Here is a 16,174-nt window from a genome sequence, read left to right on the forward strand (position 1 = left end):
CGTAAAGGCTGGAGTGGGTTTGAGTTATATGTAACGCTTGTTTCTGGAGAAGTATTCGATGGTTGCCCTGTGACTCCATATTTTTTGATCAAAACGAGTGACGAAGGATTTTCTAGTTTTGCGCCAACTGTCTGTGATATTTTAGCGGATGACTGGGAGATCGTCGAATGAAAAACCAATACACTGATTTAGCTGGACAAGTGGTGTTTGTAACAGGCGCAGCTTCTGGGATCGGTGCAGCGCAAGCAGTAGCTTTTTTAGAGCAAAAAGCGTTTGTCTTTGGTTTTGATCTGCAAATGGGAAAAATGGTAGATCTACTAGAAGCTTATCCAGAACAATTTTTTGCTTACACAGGAGACGTTTGTCAGAAAGAAACGCTTGAAGCAGCAGTACGTGCTTGCCATACAAAATTTGGCCCAGTGTCTATCTTATTGAATACAGCTGGAATTTTAGATGCGTATAAACCTTTACTGGAAACCGATGAAAGGCTTTGGGATCAAATCTACGAAGTGAATGTAAAAAGCATGTTTCGCTTAACGAAGCTCCTACTTCCTGAAATGCTTGCTAAAAACAAGGGAACGATTATCAATATGGCATCGATTGCGGGGTTCGTTGCTGGAGGTGGTGGGATTGCTTATACTAGTGCAAAACATGCGATTATTGGTTTTACGAAACAATTAGCCTTAGATTATGCACCACAAGGTATTCGTGTCAAAGCCATTGCACCAGGAGCGATCCAAACACCGATGAATGCTGCCGACTTTGTTGGTACTGGTGAGATGGCGGAATGGGTAGCGAATGAAACACCAGTGAAACGCTGGGCACAACCTGAAGAAGTAGCTGAATTGACTTTATTTCTTGCGACTCCTCAAGCAAGTTATCTTCAAGGTGCAATCATTCCCATTGATGGTGGTTGGCTTTTGAAGTAAAAAACTGTATCGAAGTAGATTCTATATAGGTTGCTAAAATAGAATAAATCATGAAAAAAACAACACCTTAAGTATGAAAAGAGCGTGAAATAAAAGTGTTTACTTTTGTTTCACGCTCTAAATACGTATAAACGGCGGAATCAAAAAGCAACTCCTTCGAAAAAAAAGCTAAAATTCACAAAAATTTAAAAAGTAATTTTCGTGAATTTTAGCTTATTTCTCGAAGTTAAACACTTCTGTTCCAGCCTCTTTTTTTGAGAGGTAAGTGCGATAGATTTACTGTTTTTTTGTAGAAAATATTGTATCTGTGTTGAAGTGTAATCTTTTTCGTAATAATATCCCTAGATATGCGGCTCCGGTGCTTTTCAGTAATTCAGGAAATAAAAAGGGAACAAAGCCGCTTAATATGGCTGTTTGAAGGGGAAGACTACTACTGATTGCTAACCATGAAGTACCTGTGATCAAAGCAAGCAAAGCACCTACCATATTAGCAAACCAAGCTTTAGGAAAACGAGGACTAGTTTTTTCAATGATCCAGCCAATGGCAAGAGATTGTAAAAGAAATCCTAGTAAATATCCTCCTGATGGGCCAAATAATACCCCAATTCCCCCAGTCATTCCTGAAAAAACAGGAAGCCCGATCAATCCAAGCAATAGATAAATGAATACAGCGATGGTCCCTGTACGTTTGCCCAAAAAGGTGGCAGTTAAACCGATCGCAAATGTTTGTCCAGTAAGCGGAATCAAACCTAATGGGATCGTAAATTGAGATAGTACGGCAATAATGGCAGCAAATTCAGCAGCAAGTATCAGTTCTTTAAGGGATTTTGTCATATGGTGCTCCTTCCGTTAACCCATTTCAATACAACGGTTAACGAAATTATAAACTAAGAAGAAAGGGTTGTAAAGTCTAGCCACTAAATTACTTGATTGTAACTGGGAAATTGGAAATTTTAGAGCAAGAAAAAAGTATGATTGAGAAATGAGAACCCTAATTCCTATTTGAGCTCCTTTTCAACAAATAAAAAAAAGCCCAACTATCAAAAAGATAGTGGGCTTTTGCACCAAAGTTGTTTGAATTATAGGCTTTGGTTGTAGTATTCAACGACTAGAGCTTCGTCGATTTCTGGGTACAATTCATCACGTTCTGGTAAACGAGTTAATGAACCTTCTAATTTTTCAGTATCAAAGCTTACAAATGCTGGACGTCCAACAGTTGCTTCAACAGCTTCTTTCACTGTTGAGATGTTTTGTGATTTTTCACGAACAGAGATCACTTGACCAACTTCTACATGGTAAGAAGGGATATCCACACGTTTGCCATCAACCATGATATGACCATGGTTTACTAATTGACGAGCTTGACGACGAGTAGTTGCAAGACCTAGACGATAAACAACATTGTCTAAACGTTGTTCTAGTAAGATCATGAAGTTAACCCCGTGTTTACCTTCTTTGATTTTGCTTGCTTTAACGAACAAGTTACGGAATTGACGTTCGTTCATTCCATACATATGACGTAGTTTTTGTTTTTCAGTTAATTGCATACCGTATTCTGATTTTTTGCCACGGCTGTTTGGTCCATGTTGACCTGGAGCGTAAGGGCGACGTGCTAATTCTTTCCCTGTGCCAGATAATGAAATACCTAAGCGACGAGAAATTTTCCATGATGGTCCTGTATAACGAGACATTAAGATTTCCTCCAATAAATATCAATTTAGTTTTGGAGTAAAATAATCCGATGAAAAATTCATAATCGTATAGTTTGTTCTTCAATCTTCACCTTTGCAGCCGCGGTTACGCAATTGAACCCAAATCGGGGCAACAAACTAGGGGCGAGTTATTATTTTTCTGCTGCATTATTTTACACAAATTACAGTATAATCGATATCCCCTATCAAAGTCAAGATAATAAGTATTTAAAAACGCTTTACAAACAATGTTCCTCTCTATAGAATAAGGGGGGGATATGCCAAAATATGAAAATAAATGAACAAATCTTAAAGGAGAAAAGAGATGAACCCAGTATCACCATTGTTTGAAAAAATTGAGGCGTCGATCGAAAAGAAAGTGGATTTGATTGGCACCAGTTTTGCTCGTTACGCAGTGCGAGCGATGTTTGCTACATTGTTTTTGACCCTTGGAACAGCGATTGCCTTTGCGATTGCGATAAAAGGTGAGCATATTGCTCATGGATTAGGAAAAATGCTTTATGCATTTATGTTTAGTTGGTCGCTAGTGATGATTTTGTATATGAATGCTGAACTAGGAACTTCTAATATGCTTTACATGACTGTCGGTGTGCAACGAAAAAAAATAAAAATTGGACTGGCAGCAAAAATTTTATTTACATGTATTTTATTTAATCTGATCGGTGGTATATTGTTTGGTTTCTTAGTTTCTGCTACGACACCTTTTCAGGATCTGCCAATGGATAATTATATGTTGGAATCGATCGCTGTGAAATTGACAAAACCGACCATGACGATTTTGATTGAGGCCATGTTTGCAAACATTGTGGTGAATACTGCAGTTTTGATCAGTATGCGTATGAAAGATGATGCAGGTAAAGTACTTGCGATTGTGTTCATTATTTTCATTTTTGCATTTTTAGGTTATGAACACGTGATTGCGAATTTCCCTGCCTTTACATTGGCTTACTTTGCTTCAGGCGGACATATGGATGCGATGACGGTGGGTAATGTTATCCATAACTTGTCATTTGCATTGATCGGAAATTACATCGGTGGTGGACTTGTGATGGGATTAGGTTATGCTTGGTTGAACCAATCTAATTCTTCTTATGTGGATTAATCTGTTTCCTTAAAGAAGGAGGAAGTTGATTGCAAAATATTGTATTTCCAAAAAATAGAGAAAAAGCGCAACAAATGGAAAAGTACATGAAAAACCATTTTCTATTTGCAGGTGTTCCTAAACCTGAACGATTCACCCTCCAAAAACCACTGTTAGACCAAAGTCTTGCATTACCTGTGTCTGACTTGCTTGAACTAGTTGTTACTTATTATGGACAACAGGAACGAGAGTATCAGTATTTAGCTATCGACCTAGTACAAAAAAATGTCAACCGTCTTTCTTTTGAAGAATTGACAGGATTACTGCCTCTTGTCTCACAAAAAGAATGGTGGGATAGTATTGATTCATGGCGAAAAGTTTACAGTACGTGGGCGAAACGACAACAAGAAACAAAAGCCGTATTTCAATTGTTTGAAAAGCAAGAGGATTTTTGGTTGAGACGGATTGCGATCACGTTGCAATTAGGATTTAAAGAAGAAACGGATGTTGTTTTACTGTCACAAGCGATAGAAGAAGATCGTTTGACGGCTGAATTTTTTATCCAAAAAGCCATTGGTTGGGCGTTGCGGGACTATAGTAAGACAAATCCGCTTTGGGTAAAAAAACAGTTACAAGGTGAGTGGAGCAAACTAGTAGTAAGAGAAGCCAGTAAATATTTATAAGGGAGCGAAATAAGCAGGATGACACGCAAATTAATTGCTTTTGATATAGATGGTACGTTGTTAGATTCGAATAAACAGGCATTAGATAGTACGAGAGAAGCTTTGGATAAATTACGGAGAGATGGACATTTAGTGACTATCGCAACAGGACGTAGTCGTTTTCATGCGCAAGAAGTGATTCGTGATTTGGCGTTTTCAAATTACATTCTTTGTAATGGAGCAGCTGGCTTTTTAGATCATGAGCAAGTATATAAGAATCTACTGGATCAAGAACAATTAGGGCGATTTATCGAAGAGGCTCAAGGAAAAAATATTGATACAGCTTTTGTTAGTTTAGACTCAATCAAACGTTTTTCTTCCAATGATGTAGAAGTAATGGAAGAAGCCATGCATTCTTTTGGGGCAGACGTACCGGAATTAGACGAATACTTTGTGGAAAAGCAAGACGTATATCAAGCATTAGCCTTTTTCGATCAAAGATACGATCAACAATTTACTTCATATGATAAAATTCGTTTTGTCCGTTGGCACGAAAATAGTGTAGATGTGGTGCCTCACAACGGTTCAAAAGCAGCAACAATCTTGAACTTAGCCCACCAAGTAGGGATCGATCAAGAAGATATTATCAGTTTTGGGGATGGACAAAATGATCGTGAAATGCTGAGAATGTCAGGAGTTGGTGTAGCAATGGGTAATGCAACACCAGACGTACAGGCAGAAGCAAAAATGGTGACAGACACGAATGATCAAGATGGTATTTGGAAAGCATTGAAAGAATTAGCATTAGTTTAACTTGAAAACCATGAGTTTGACATGAGTAAGTAGATAGAACTTTACAATAGCTATCCCTATAGATGTTTTTGACAGATTGCTAAGAGTCCTTTTAAAAAGTTGATGGGAATAGGTGAAAAAGATGTTGCCTATTCTTGAGAAATAGAGCAAAGAATTCCGAAAATAGAAAAAACTATTTTCGAAATTCTTTGTTTTTTACTTTCTAGGTGCAGTGAAACTTTTTACACTTTTGCTTCTCATGATTGTGAATCTAAATTAAGAGTAGAAGGAAGATCCACGCTTCGATGATTCTTTTTATAAATCCCCTCTCATTTATGAAGGTTTTTATTTGCAGGAATAGGTATAATCTAAAGTTTTTGATTTCTTTTGGTCATTTTTTTAACCTTTTCTTTCTTGTTTAAAACACTTATAATAAAGTAGATGTTAAAAGAGAAGAGGAAATAGTGTGCGGGTATTGTTTATTGGTGATGTAGTAGGTGCGATGGGCAGAGACATGATTACAGAATATCTGCCTCGATTGAAGAAAAAATATCGTCCACAAGTGACGATTGTCAATGGAGAAAATGCAGCTTCTGGTCGTGGGATCACAGAAAAGATCTATAAGAAATTTTTACAAGACGGTGTCGATGTAGTGACTCTTGGCAATCATACATGGGACAACCGTGATATTTTTGAATTCATTGATCAGGCGAAAAAACTGGTACGTCCAGCAAATTTTCCAGAAGGAACTCCTGGACAAGGGATGGTCTTTGTCAAAGTGAACCAACTTGAGCTTGCAGTGATCAATATGCAAGCACGTTCATTTATGACTGATTTAGACGATCCGTTTCGAAAAATGAACGAGCTAGTGGAAGAAGCTAGAAAGAGAACGCCAATTATTTTTGTTGATTTTCATGGAGAAACGACGAGCGAAAAACAAGCAATGGGCTGGTTTTTAGACGGTCAAGTTTCCGCTGTTGTTGGAACTCATACGCACGTCCAAACGAATGATGCACGTATTTTACCACAAGGCACAGCTTATTTGACCGATGTGGGAATGACAGGACCTTACGATGGAATTTTAGGAATGCGACGTGAACCGGTGATCGAGAAATTTTTAACGGCCTTACCTAAACGTTTTGAAGTGGTCGAACAAGGTCGAGGAATTTTAAGTGGTTGCCTTTTGGAAGTAGATGATCAAACTGGTCGGGCAAAAACGATCCAATTGATCCAAATCAATGAAGACCACCCATTTATGGAGTAGAAAGCGAGTGTGCGAGTGGAAACGTCCATCCAACTAGAAGTAGATAAATTGATTGAGCTTTTAACCACACATGAAACAATTTTACGCTATAAAGAACTAGAAAAAAAAGTAAAGAAAAGTCCTTATCTGAAGCAGCAAACAGAAGCACTAAAACAAGCACAAAAAGATGCGGTAAATTTTGCGCATTACGGAAAGAAAGAAGCCGAAAAAGAGGCGATCCGGCGTATCGAAACATTGACACAGGAAATTGATACGCATCCTTTGGTCGTCGCTTATCGTGCACAGCTGGTACAAGCCAATGAGTTGCTGCAACATTTAACACAGTTGATTCAAACTGAAATCAATCATTATATAGAGGAGGAAGACAATGCCTCAAAAGACTAAGAACACCCCCATGATGGAGCAATACTTAAGCATCAAGGCACAGTACCAAGATGCTTTTTTGTTCTATCGTCTTGGTGATTTTTATGAATTATTTTATGAAGATGCAATCAAAGCCGCTCAAATTTTAGAATTAACCTTAACAAGTAGGAACCGCAATGCAGATGAACCTATCCCAATGTGTGGAGTACCTCATCATTCGGCTCAAGGTTATATTGATAGTTTGATTGAAAAAGGCTATAAAGTTGCCATTTGTGAACAAGTAGAAGACCCAAAGACCACCAAAGGAATGGTCAAACGAGAAGTCGTCCAACTAGTGACACCAGGAACAGTTATGGACAGCAAAGGCTTATCTGCCAAAGACAATAACTTTTTAACGGCAGTCGTTAGTCAAGGATCGGTATTCGGGTTTGCTTATACTGATTTGAGTACGGGAGAGTTAAAAACTGCCCGTTTACAAGATGAAGAAGCGGTATTAAATGAAACTTCTGCATTACAAACGAAAGAGCTTATTTTAGGTACAGAAATCAGTGAAAAGTTATCCGAGCAATTAAGTACTCGGTTAGGTCTTGTTTTTTCTAAGCAAGAAACACTAGAGGAAAATGCAGAATTCAATTTTCTGACAAGTGATCTTACAGATCCGCTACAAAAAGAAGCATCTGGCAAATTACTCACCTACTTAGCAGTGACACAAAAAAGAAGTTTGGCACATATCCAAAAAGCAGTCGAGTACCAACCCGATCATTTTTTGAAAATGGATTATTACTCAAAATTCAATTTAGAATTGAGTCAATCGATTCGGACAGGGAAAAAGCATGGCACGCTTTTATGGCTACTAGATGAAACAAAAACGGCCATGGGTGGGCGTTTATTGAAACAATGGTTAGACCGTCCGTTGATCCAAACTAATCAAATCAATGCCCGACAGGAAATGGTGGCCTCGCTAATAGAAAGTTACTTTGAACGTGTGGATTTACAAGGTGCTTTGACAAAAGTATACGACTTGGAGCGATTAGCTGGAAGAGTTGCTTTTGGTAATGTGAATGGCCGAGATTTGATTCAGCTGAAAACATCCTTACAACAAGTCCCTATGATCCGAGAACTGATTACAGGGATCAATCAAGGGCAATGGACCGAATTGTTAGAAAAAATGCAGCCAATGGACACATTGGTCGCCTTGATCGATCAAGCCATTCAAGATGACCCCCCTTTACAGATTACCGAAGGAAATGTGATCAAAGATGGGTTCAACGAACAATTAGATACTTATCGTTCTGCCATGAAAAATGGAAAGCAGTGGTTGGCAGAACTTGAGGCACGCGAACGTAAAAGTACAGGCATCAAGAATTTGAAAGTTGGTTTCAATCGAGTATTTGGGTACTATATTGAAATCACGAAAGCCAATCTGGCCAATGCTGAATTAGAAAAATATGAACGAAAACAAACGTTAGCAAATGCTGAACGATTCATTACACCCGAACTAAAGGAACTTGAAACACAAATTTTAGAAGCAGAAGAAAAATCGGTTGATCTTGAATATCAATTATTTTTAGCGGTACGAGATGAAGTAAAAAAAGCAATCCAGCCACTCCAATCATTAGCAAAATCACTTAGTACAGTGGATGTATTGCAAAGTTTTGCAACCATCAGTGAACGATATCAATATGTACGACCGGAACTAACAAATCAGCATACCCTATTGATCGAAGAAGGACGACATCCGGTGGTGGAGAAAGTTTTAGGACACCAAGAATATATCCCTAACAGTGTCGCTATGTCTGAAGAAGAAATGATTCTATTGATCACGGGACCAAACATGTCTGGTAAAAGTACGTATATGCGTCAATTAGCATTAACGGTACTAATGGCACAGATGGGTTGTTTTGTACCAGCACAAAAAGCGATATTACCAGTCTTTGACCGTATTTTTACACGGATTGGTGCCAGTGATGATTTGATTGCCGGACAAAGTACGTTTATGGTGGAAATGATGGAGGCTAATCAAGCCTTACGTCACGCTACACCTAATAGCTTGATTTTATTCGATGAGTTAGGACGTGGGACTGCGACATATGATGGTATGGCATTAGCTCAAGCAATCATTGAGTATATCCATCAACATGTTCAAGCAAAAACGCTCTTTTCGACCCATTACCATGAACTGACTGTACTAGATAAAGAACTGCCTCATCTAAAAAATGTCCATGTTGGTGCGGTAGAAAAAGATGGCGAAGTGGTTTTCTTACACAAAATGATGGACGGCCCTGCAGATAAAAGTTATGGAATCCATGTGGCTAAAATTGCGGGTTTGCCATCGGAGTTATTGACAAGGGCTGCAGATATTTTACATTTTTTAGAATCAGGAGAAGTAAGTCACCATATGCCGGCTTTTGAAGAAGCGGTGACGAAAAAAACTGAACACGTAGAAGTAGAAACAATTCAAGGAACAATTGAACAAAAAGAAAATGAGGATACTCAACAGTTGTCGCTCTTTGCTGAATTATCAGAGTCGGAAAGTCGTATTTTGGAATCGCTGAAACAATTGAATCTTTTAGAAATGACACCAATGGATGCGTTGAATAAGTTATACGAATTACAAAAACAATTGTAGGAAGAGGGCGTAAGCGATGGCACAAATTCAAGAGTTATCGGAATCTTTAGCTAATCAGATTGCTGCGGGTGAGGTAGTGGAACGTCCTGCATCTGTCGTGAAGGAGTTAGTCGAGAATGCGATTGATGCGCATAGTACGCAAATCGATATTTTAGTTGAAGAAGCAGGCTTACGAAAAATCCAGATTATTGATAACGGGGATGGTATCTTGTCGGAGGATGTGGTAAATGCTTTTAAACGCCACGCAACAAGTAAGATCCACAATCGTGATGATCTCTTTCGAATTCGTACATTAGGGTTTCGAGGAGAAGCATTGCCTAGTATTGCCTCGGTATCGGAACTAACCATTGAGACGGCCAGCCAAGAAGAAACACAAGGCACTTACTTAGAGCTAAAAGGTGGCGAAGTGATCGTTCAGCGGCCTGCGCCTTTACGTCAAGGAACCAAACTTACCGTCAGCAATCTGTTTTTCAATACACCTGCACGATTGAAATATGTCAAATCATTGCAAACTGAGCTAGCCAATATTGGAGATATCGTCAATCGTTTAGCTTTGAGCCACCCGACGATTGCCTTTCGTTTAGTCCACGATGGGAACAAAATGTTGACGACTGCTGGCAATGGTGATTTAAAGCAAACAATTGCGGGAATCTATGGTTTAGCGACAGCTAAAAAGATGTTGAAAATCCAAGCTAAGGATCTTGATTTTGAGATCACCGGCTATATTTCTTTGCCAGAAGTCACTCGGGCAAGTAGAAACTATTTGTCTACCATCATCAATGGACGATTTATCAAAAATTATGCACTTAATAAAGCTATCATTTCAGGCTATGGTTCAAAATTGATGGTCGGACGGTTCCCAATTGCAGTTTTAGAAGTGAAGATGGATCCTTTATTGGTAGATGTGAATGTACATCCCACGAAACAAGAAGTTCGTCTGTCGAAAGAAAAAGAATTGACCGCATTGATTACACAAGCGATCCAAGAAGCACTGAGTCAAGAAAACCTGATTCCTAGTGCGGCAGATAATTTGCGTTTTAAGAAAAAAATCAAAGATCAACCAAAAACAGAACAAATCGAGATCGATCTTTCCTATGCTTTTGAAGAAGAAGCACCTAAAAAGTCAACAAATTTAAACTTCGATCGTAAGACAGGAACATTTTACGTAGAGGAAAATCCCCAACCATTTGAGAAAACGGTGGATAACTCTGTGGAAAATGTTGAAAACTCTGATGGTTTTTCTGAAGAAATAGTGAATTATCCAGAAAAGACCAAAAAAACGGTGGATAACTCTAGTGGAACGGTGGATAACTTTGTAGAAAAAACAGTGGAAAACACACAGAAAAAAAATATAGACCCTGTGGATAACAACGAAGATCCTGCTGAAGAAGTTGTAAAGGACTCAACATTCACAGAAACAGATGATTCAGAAGAAGCACGACTCCACCCAGAATTTGATGCTCTCCAAGATGGAAGAAAACTTGAACAAGCCATCAAAAAACTGGAAGTTGAAAAGCCAAACCAACGTTTTCCACAATTGGAATACTTCGGACAGATGCATGGAACGTATCTATTTGCCCAAAGTAATGAAGGATTATATATCATTGATCAACATGCAGCCCAAGAGCGGATCAAATATGAATATTTTCGTGAAAAGATCGGTGAAGTTTCAGATGATCTACAAGAATTACTTGTTCCATTTGTGTTGGACTACCCTAATAGTGATGTGATCAAACTAAAAGAACAGAAGCATTTACTAGAAGAAGTAGGGATCTACTTGGAGGAATTTGGCCAAAATAGTTTTATTGTACGGGCGCATCCTACTTGGTATCCGAATGGTGAAGAAGAATCGATCATTCGAGGGATGATCGACATGTTACTAACAACTGGTGAGGTCAGCGTGAAAAAATTCAGAGAAGCAACCGCAATCATGATGAGTTGCAAACGTTCCATCAAAGCCAACCATTATCTGAATGAAGCGCAAGCCAGAGTCTTACTAAAGGATCTAGCATCATGCGAAAATCCTTTCAATTGTCCTCACGGTCGACCTGTGTTGATCCATTTTACTAATTCAGATATGGAAAGAATGTTTAAACGAATCCAAGATCCCCATTAAATGCATGGAGTAGGTAACACCTCTAAGGTTTTCCATTTCCAAGCAGAAAAGAATAGCTATCTTGGTGTTTCTATGGAATGAATTATCTGAAGGAACCTAGCATTAAGAGCGAAGAAGCCGGTGATTAATAGGTAGGGATGGATAAAATATAGAGCAAACATAAAAAATATGGAGAACCATTAACAATTCCTTCCTATATAATTGGTACCAGATCTCTGTAGGCTGATTCTAATTTTATAATGTAGCTGAAAAAGAGGCTGGGACAGAAGTGGTTGACTCCGAGAAATAAGAAGGGATTCACGAAAAGTACTTTTCAAATTTTTGTGAATTTCAGCTTATTATCGAAGGAGTTGCTTCTGATTCCGCCTTTTATACCTATTCAGAGCGTGAAACAAGAGTAAATCATACTTTTGCCCCCCGCTCGTTTCCTACGATTAGTCAAGAGAAATTTATAAATCAAATGATTTATTTTTGATCTAGAATCAGAAGAAGAAAATGAAGGTATACGAAATAAACCAAGGAATAAGAAAATTTTTTTACTTGGTCTGTGCTATAATGAGTCTATAAGGTTAATCCCTTATTGGTCGTTAGAGGCCGTATACGCGTAAGCGTACATTGTATGATTCCTGACCATGGAATGCATACACTTCAGAAGCTTGTTCATACAGGCGACTGTGGCAACCTTTTCCTTTTTAGGGACGGGTTGCTTTTTTAGTTTGTAATAGTAATCAACGAGATGATTCGGTGCAGCGTGTTGTTGTCGGATCATATTGCGAATCGCGAAATAGAGAATTTTTCTTCCTTTTGGATTGCCTCGTTTATTGATGTGATCTTTTCCAACATAGTTCCCAGATTGAAAACGACGAATATCAATACCGACGAATGCATTGAGCTGATTTGCGGTAGGAAACCGTCTGATATCGCCCAATTCACCAATTAAAAGAGCCGCAGTGGGCGCACCAATGCCAGGTATGGACTGATAGATTTCAAATTCTTCAAGTGCTTGAGCAGATTGAATCATTTGCGCCATCAAGCGTTCTTTTTGTTCGAGTAAATCTTGAAGGAGACGCGCATAGTAACACGTTTTCTGACAATGAATACTGGAGGAATCTACCGCAGGATAAGAAGTTTGTGCATAAGCTAAAAGTTGATCCGCCTTCTGCCACGCTCTGTTATCAGAAATATGTTTTCGGGTGCTTTTTACCAAGCGATTTTTGATTTTTGTTCGAGTAGAGGCAAGCACGAACATGGGGTGAGGGAACGCCTCGATTAACGACAATGCGTAAGGAGTCACACGACTGGAAAAGAAGTTTTCTAACTCAGGAAAGGTTAATTGAAGTGCCTGATGAAGATCCATGCGCACGCGAGAAATTTTCTCTTCGAGTTCTTGATAAAAACGCGCAAGATCCCGTAGTTCCTGAAACACTTCTGCTTGATGTATTTTTGGCAAACGGGTATTTTTCCAATGAGTTTGCGCCAATTTATGTGCGTCGATTTTATCTGTTTTCCAACTACGCAGTGTCCCCTCTTCCAGTTGTTTTTTTGCCTCCAAAGGGTTTAAAAGACAGTAGGCTAATCGGTTATCTTGGCAGAATTTTTCTAATGGACGAGAGTAGACACCGGTTGCTTCAAAAACAATTTCAGGTGTTTCTGGAAGTGCGGTGATTTCTTCAAGTAACTGACGGAACCCTTCTTGATTGTGAGAGACTTTCCCTTCTGATAGACAGTGTTGATTATGGTAAAGTACTTTGTAACTTTCACCTTTAGATGCGTCAAAAGCAAAAATAAATGACATGTGACTTCTCCTTTATTATTTGATTGAAAGACCTTTACTGATTCATTCCGATTCGACTTTCCTTTACACGGACTCGAAGTCCCAACATACTTAAAACAGATTCTAGAATGACAGTGAGGGAGCTCGTTTTTTGATTCGGACTCAAGGTCCATGAGCGTATGAGCGAGCTTCCTTTCACTCTCACTATACTCGACTAAGAGAAATAGTGGGTAAGATATTCCGTCGAATATCTTACCCACTAATCTTAGTATGTTTTTTCGCTTATTTTGCTGGAGAATTAGAAGTGTAGAGGGAAAATATCCATATACTTCATCAAATCCTCTTGCGGTTTTTGCAAGCTTATCAAAGTATCCCTGACAATCGCCCAATCAACCATTGTAGGGATGGTTGATATTCGTATAACTGGACAGCAATCTCTACGTATTTGATGAAGGTCGACTAAGTTATAGTTACAAACGATTAAATCAGGTTTTCTTTTTAGAGCTGTTTCATAAGTAATTACCCGATCGTAAAAGAAATCCGTCACGACATCTTTAGGGAGGACATCTTTACAAACATTAGTCAAATATTGGTCTAATCCATTACCACCCCAAAAAGCAAATAAGGCGTACACCTTTTTTCTCTCACTATTCAACGCTCTAAAGGCATCAAGATGCAAGAAAGTTAACGTTACAGCAATATCTTCTTTGTGTGAAAAATCTAAGCTACTTCCTTTGGGTACTTGGTGAAGATTGTCAAGATACAACTGATACACGTTTCGGTGTGTCGTTAACACAAGATCTCGAATAGTGGGACGTACTTGTTGATAATGATCAGATAGTTTAGACAAACAGATATTGTTAAGTAGAAAAGCTTCCATTTTCTTAGTATTGATTGTCTTCTTTTCAGAGAATACCTTTTTAAAAAAGGTATCTATTTCTGCTCGTTGTTTGGTCAATTGTTCTTGACGGTGAAAGGCATATGAGGTTTTTACTTCATTATGATCATAAGCATCTGAATAGGAAATTTGTTGGAGGATCGCAATCGCAAACCAAAGAACTTCTCTTGAAGGTAGCGTTCCACCATATGCTTGGTAAAAAGATGGAAGCCATTGGTTAAGCATGTCTCCATCCACATAACTAGACAGTTCTACTTCTTTTTGTGGCGAAAGTTGAATGTATTGCTTTTTTCGCCATCTTAAAATGGCAATCGATAAAAAGACTGAGACTTGGTAATGATTGAAATGAAGTGGTTTTTCTACATATTGGTGGTATTGCTTAATTAGAGCTTGTGTCATCTGATCACTATCAGGAAGTAAAAGAGTGCTGTCACCGAAATAACGGAAAAAAATTAAACAAACATAGCGGATATCTTCTTCTTTACCAATAAATGATACAGGATTTGTCCCAATTTGTACGCGAAAATCTTTTAGGACGTGGTTCATATGTTTGACCGTGTCAAAAAATGTAGAACGAGAAATATGCAGTCTTTCTTCCATTTTAGTAACAGAAAATAAGCGGTGATGTAAACAATCTTCCATAATATGAAAGACAGTAGTCTTTTGCATGAATAGTGTAATCAATACCTCGACTGAGACTGGCAAGAGATATTTCAGGCAAATCGGGCCTCTACTTGTTTTTCTGAGTTGTACATACTCGTTAGGTAAATCTAGCTTCAGTTTTTCGATATCATTGAGGATTGTTGGCTTGGTTGATTGACACGCATCTGCCAAATCTTTTGAGGCAAGACCTTCCGGATGTAAGCTAAGTAATTGAAGAATTTTCATTCGACGAAGAAAGGATTCACTACTATTCAATGCTAACGGTAAGTCTTCTAACATAAGATTTCCTCCAAACTTTAGTAAACGCATTCAGTTGAGCCTCAGTATAACATTATTTGAAATGTAAGAAAAGGAATAGAAATAAATCGTTGCTGTCCAAAAAATTAAATCTAAAATAAAAAAAAATAAACCAACAGCATTTATGATTTGGTTATTATATGTCTATTCAAATGTTATGTAAGTGTTAGGCAATTGTTGTACGCGGCATTAAGGAAAGTTAACTTTTATTGACAAGAAGAGTTCACTATAACAAACAGAAAAATAAAACAACACTGCTCCCTTTGTTGGCGATTACGCTCTTAGGATCGTTTTCTTGTTTATCTGTATCCAGCGGACACGGAAAAGACAAGAGCAAGTGAGTACCTTGATATTGTGGTACCAACCAATATGTCTTATCATACAAGCGAACTGGAAAACCGGCAGATCACGAGTAATAAGTACCAAGTGAAGAACCAATCAACGCTCGCAGGAGTAGAAATCTCCTTTGATACCAAGAGTGACTACCAATTGAGTAAAAATGAAATCTCCCTTCTGTCAGAGAATCAGTCGGCAGTCGATGGAGAAGAAAAAGCTAAACTTTATCTAGCGAGAATAGATGGAACACCTTCTGTCTTACATCCACCATTCCAGTCAAAGGATATTTAGGGCAAGAAAATCGAGGAGAAGTTCCTCCGTCCACCATTGAAAAACCAAGTATGACGCAACCACCAGCGAAGAATCCATCAAAAGATAAACAACTTCCTCAACTAGGAGAGTCTCGTTTGTTTTTGATGATCATTGGAGGAATCATCCTTTGTCTTATTGCCCTATGGAATTTGAGAGAAAAAGCTGAAGCTAACAGTTTATCAAAAAGAACCTGAAAGTATTGATGAAGTATAGTAAAAAATATTGCTTTGAGTTTCAGTTCTATATTAGACAGGACTGAGAAGATAAATTGAATCCAAGACAGGACAAACTTTCTGTTTTGGATTTTTTCTTTAATGTGTACAGTGAATAAGGAACGGTTATTCAC

At 38.4% G+C, this 16,174-nt stretch carries 15 protein-coding genes; 11 read left to right on the plus strand and 4 right to left on the minus strand.

What is annotated here, in order from left to right; all coding sequences use genetic code 11:
* Positions 1-171: DUF2829 domain-containing protein (locus A5844_RS05335; RefSeq protein WP_086284232.1), on the plus strand; the 171-nt coding region annotated here is incomplete at its 5' end.
* Positions 168-929, plus strand: a complete 762-nt coding sequence (locus A5844_RS05340; protein WP_086284233.1) for a 3-oxoacyl-ACP reductase — start codon at positions 168-170, stop codon at positions 927-929. The genes A5844_RS05335 and A5844_RS05340, both read left to right, overlap by 4 nt.
* A gap of 276 nt (positions 930-1,205) precedes the next feature.
* Here A5844_RS05340 and A5844_RS05345 read toward each other — a convergent pair whose 3' ends face one another.
* Positions 1,206-1,763, minus strand: a complete 558-nt coding sequence (locus tag A5844_RS05345) for a biotin transporter BioY (protein ID WP_086284234.1) — start codon at positions 1,761-1,763, stop codon at positions 1,206-1,208.
* A gap of 245 nt (positions 1,764-2,008) precedes the next feature.
* On the minus strand, positions 2,009-2,620 hold the full coding sequence (gene rpsD, locus A5844_RS05350) for a 30S ribosomal protein S4 (protein ID WP_086284235.1): 612 nt from the start codon (positions 2,618-2,620) through the stop codon (positions 2,009-2,011).
* 325 nt (positions 2,621-2,945) lie between these two features.
* Between rpsD and A5844_RS05355 the strand changes: the two genes are divergently transcribed.
* From A5844_RS05355 to mutL, 7 genes are all read left to right on the plus strand, one after another.
* Complete coding sequence (locus A5844_RS05355) at positions 2,946-3,743, plus strand: formate/nitrite transporter family protein (protein WP_086284236.1); 798 nt, start codon at positions 2,946-2,948, stop codon at positions 3,741-3,743.
* 29 nt (positions 3,744-3,772) lie between these two features.
* A complete protein-coding gene (locus tag A5844_RS05360; RefSeq protein WP_086284237.1) occupies positions 3,773-4,405 on the plus strand; it encodes a DNA alkylation repair protein in 633 nt (210 codons plus the stop codon).
* An 18-nt stretch (positions 4,406-4,423) separates the two neighbouring features.
* On the plus strand, positions 4,424-5,197 hold the full coding sequence (locus A5844_RS05365; protein ID WP_086284238.1) for a Cof-type HAD-IIB family hydrolase: 774 nt from the start codon (positions 4,424-4,426) through the stop codon (positions 5,195-5,197).
* Between the two features lie 445 nt (positions 5,198-5,642).
* Positions 5,643-6,440: a TIGR00282 family metallophosphoesterase gene (locus A5844_RS05370; protein ID WP_086284239.1), complete on the plus strand. Its 798-nt coding sequence runs from the start codon at positions 5,643-5,645 to the stop codon at positions 6,438-6,440.
* A gap of 9 nt (positions 6,441-6,449) precedes the next feature.
* Positions 6,450-6,824, plus strand: coding sequence for a YlbF family regulator (locus tag A5844_RS05375; protein WP_086284240.1), 375 nt, complete (start codon positions 6,450-6,452; stop codon positions 6,822-6,824).
* Positions 6,808-9,432 (plus strand): DNA mismatch repair protein MutS, encoded by a 2,625-nt coding sequence (gene mutS, locus A5844_RS05380; RefSeq protein WP_086284241.1) that lies wholly within the window; start codon positions 6,808-6,810, stop codon positions 9,430-9,432. Before A5844_RS05375 ends, mutS begins: the two co-directional genes overlap by 17 nt.
* A gap of 16 nt (positions 9,433-9,448) precedes the next feature.
* A complete protein-coding gene (gene mutL, locus A5844_RS05385) occupies positions 9,449-11,548 on the plus strand; it encodes a DNA mismatch repair endonuclease MutL (RefSeq protein WP_086284242.1) in 2,100 nt (699 codons plus the stop codon).
* 577 nt (positions 11,549-12,125) lie between these two features.
* On the opposite strand, the gene A5844_RS05390 is transcribed toward mutL, so the two are convergent.
* Together A5844_RS05390 and A5844_RS05395 are read right to left on the minus strand one after the other, a co-directional pair.
* A complete protein-coding gene (locus A5844_RS05390) occupies positions 12,126-13,343 on the minus strand; it encodes an IS110 family RNA-guided transposase (protein ID WP_086284243.1) in 1,218 nt (405 codons plus the stop codon).
* A 277-nt stretch (positions 13,344-13,620) separates the two neighbouring features.
* Positions 13,621-15,162, minus strand: coding sequence for an AcpB/EbpR/MafR family transcriptional regulator (locus tag A5844_RS05395; protein WP_161972790.1), 1,542 nt, complete (start codon positions 15,160-15,162; stop codon positions 13,621-13,623).
* Positions 15,163-15,549: 387 nt separating this feature from the next.
* Here A5844_RS05395 and A5844_RS05400 point away from each other — a divergent pair, with 387 nt between their 5' ends.
* Together A5844_RS05400 and A5844_RS14195 are read left to right on the plus strand one after the other, a co-directional pair.
* A complete protein-coding gene (locus A5844_RS05400) occupies positions 15,550-15,807 on the plus strand; it encodes a hypothetical protein (RefSeq protein WP_086284245.1) in 258 nt (85 codons plus the stop codon).
* Between the two features lie 50 nt (positions 15,808-15,857).
* Positions 15,858-16,022 carry a hypothetical protein gene (locus A5844_RS14195; RefSeq protein ID WP_154670115.1) on the plus strand — a complete coding sequence of 55 codons (165 nt, stop codon included), beginning with the start codon at positions 15,858-15,860 and terminating at the stop codon, positions 16,020-16,022.
* Positions 16,023-16,174 lie beyond the last annotated feature (152 nt).

The organism is Candidatus Enterococcus wittei, assembly GCF_002140175.1.
Classification (GTDB): Bacteria; Bacillota; Bacilli; order Lactobacillales; family Enterococcaceae; genus Enterococcus_B; species Enterococcus_B wittei.

Bases quoted from the DNA above. Each gene is read 5' to 3' on its own strand.
- mutL (WP_086284242.1), top strand. From the start codon at position 9,449: ATGGCACAAATTCAAGAGTTATCGGAATCTTTAGCTAATCAGATTGCT.
- A5844_RS05345 (WP_086284234.1), bottom strand. From the start codon at position 1,763: ATGACAAAATCCCTTAAAGAACTGATACTTGCTGCTGAATTTGCTGCC.
- A5844_RS05390 (WP_086284243.1), bottom strand. From the start codon at position 13,343: ATGTCATTTATTTTTGCTTTTGACGCATCTAAAGGTGAAAGTTACAAA.
- A5844_RS05400 (WP_086284245.1), top strand. From the start codon at position 15,550: ATGTCTTATCATACAAGCGAACTGGAAAACCGGCAGATCACGAGTAAT.
- A5844_RS14195 (WP_154670115.1), top strand. From the start codon at position 15,858: ATGACGCAACCACCAGCGAAGAATCCATCAAAAGATAAACAACTTCCT.
- A5844_RS05340 (WP_086284233.1), top strand. From the start codon at position 168: ATGAAAAACCAATACACTGATTTAGCTGGACAAGTGGTGTTTGTAACA.
- mutS (WP_086284241.1), top strand. From the start codon at position 6,808: ATGCCTCAAAAGACTAAGAACACCCCCATGATGGAGCAATACTTAAGC.
- A5844_RS05395 (WP_161972790.1), bottom strand. From the start codon at position 15,162: ATGTTAGAAGACTTACCGTTAGCATTGAATAGTAGTGAATCCTTTCTT.
- A5844_RS05355 (WP_086284236.1), top strand. From the start codon at position 2,946: ATGAACCCAGTATCACCATTGTTTGAAAAAATTGAGGCGTCGATCGAA.
- rpsD (WP_086284235.1), bottom strand. From the start codon at position 2,620: ATGTCTCGTTATACAGGACCATCATGGAAAATTTCTCGTCGCTTAGGT.
- A5844_RS05365 (WP_086284238.1), top strand. From the start codon at position 4,424: ATGACACGCAAATTAATTGCTTTTGATATAGATGGTACGTTGTTAGAT.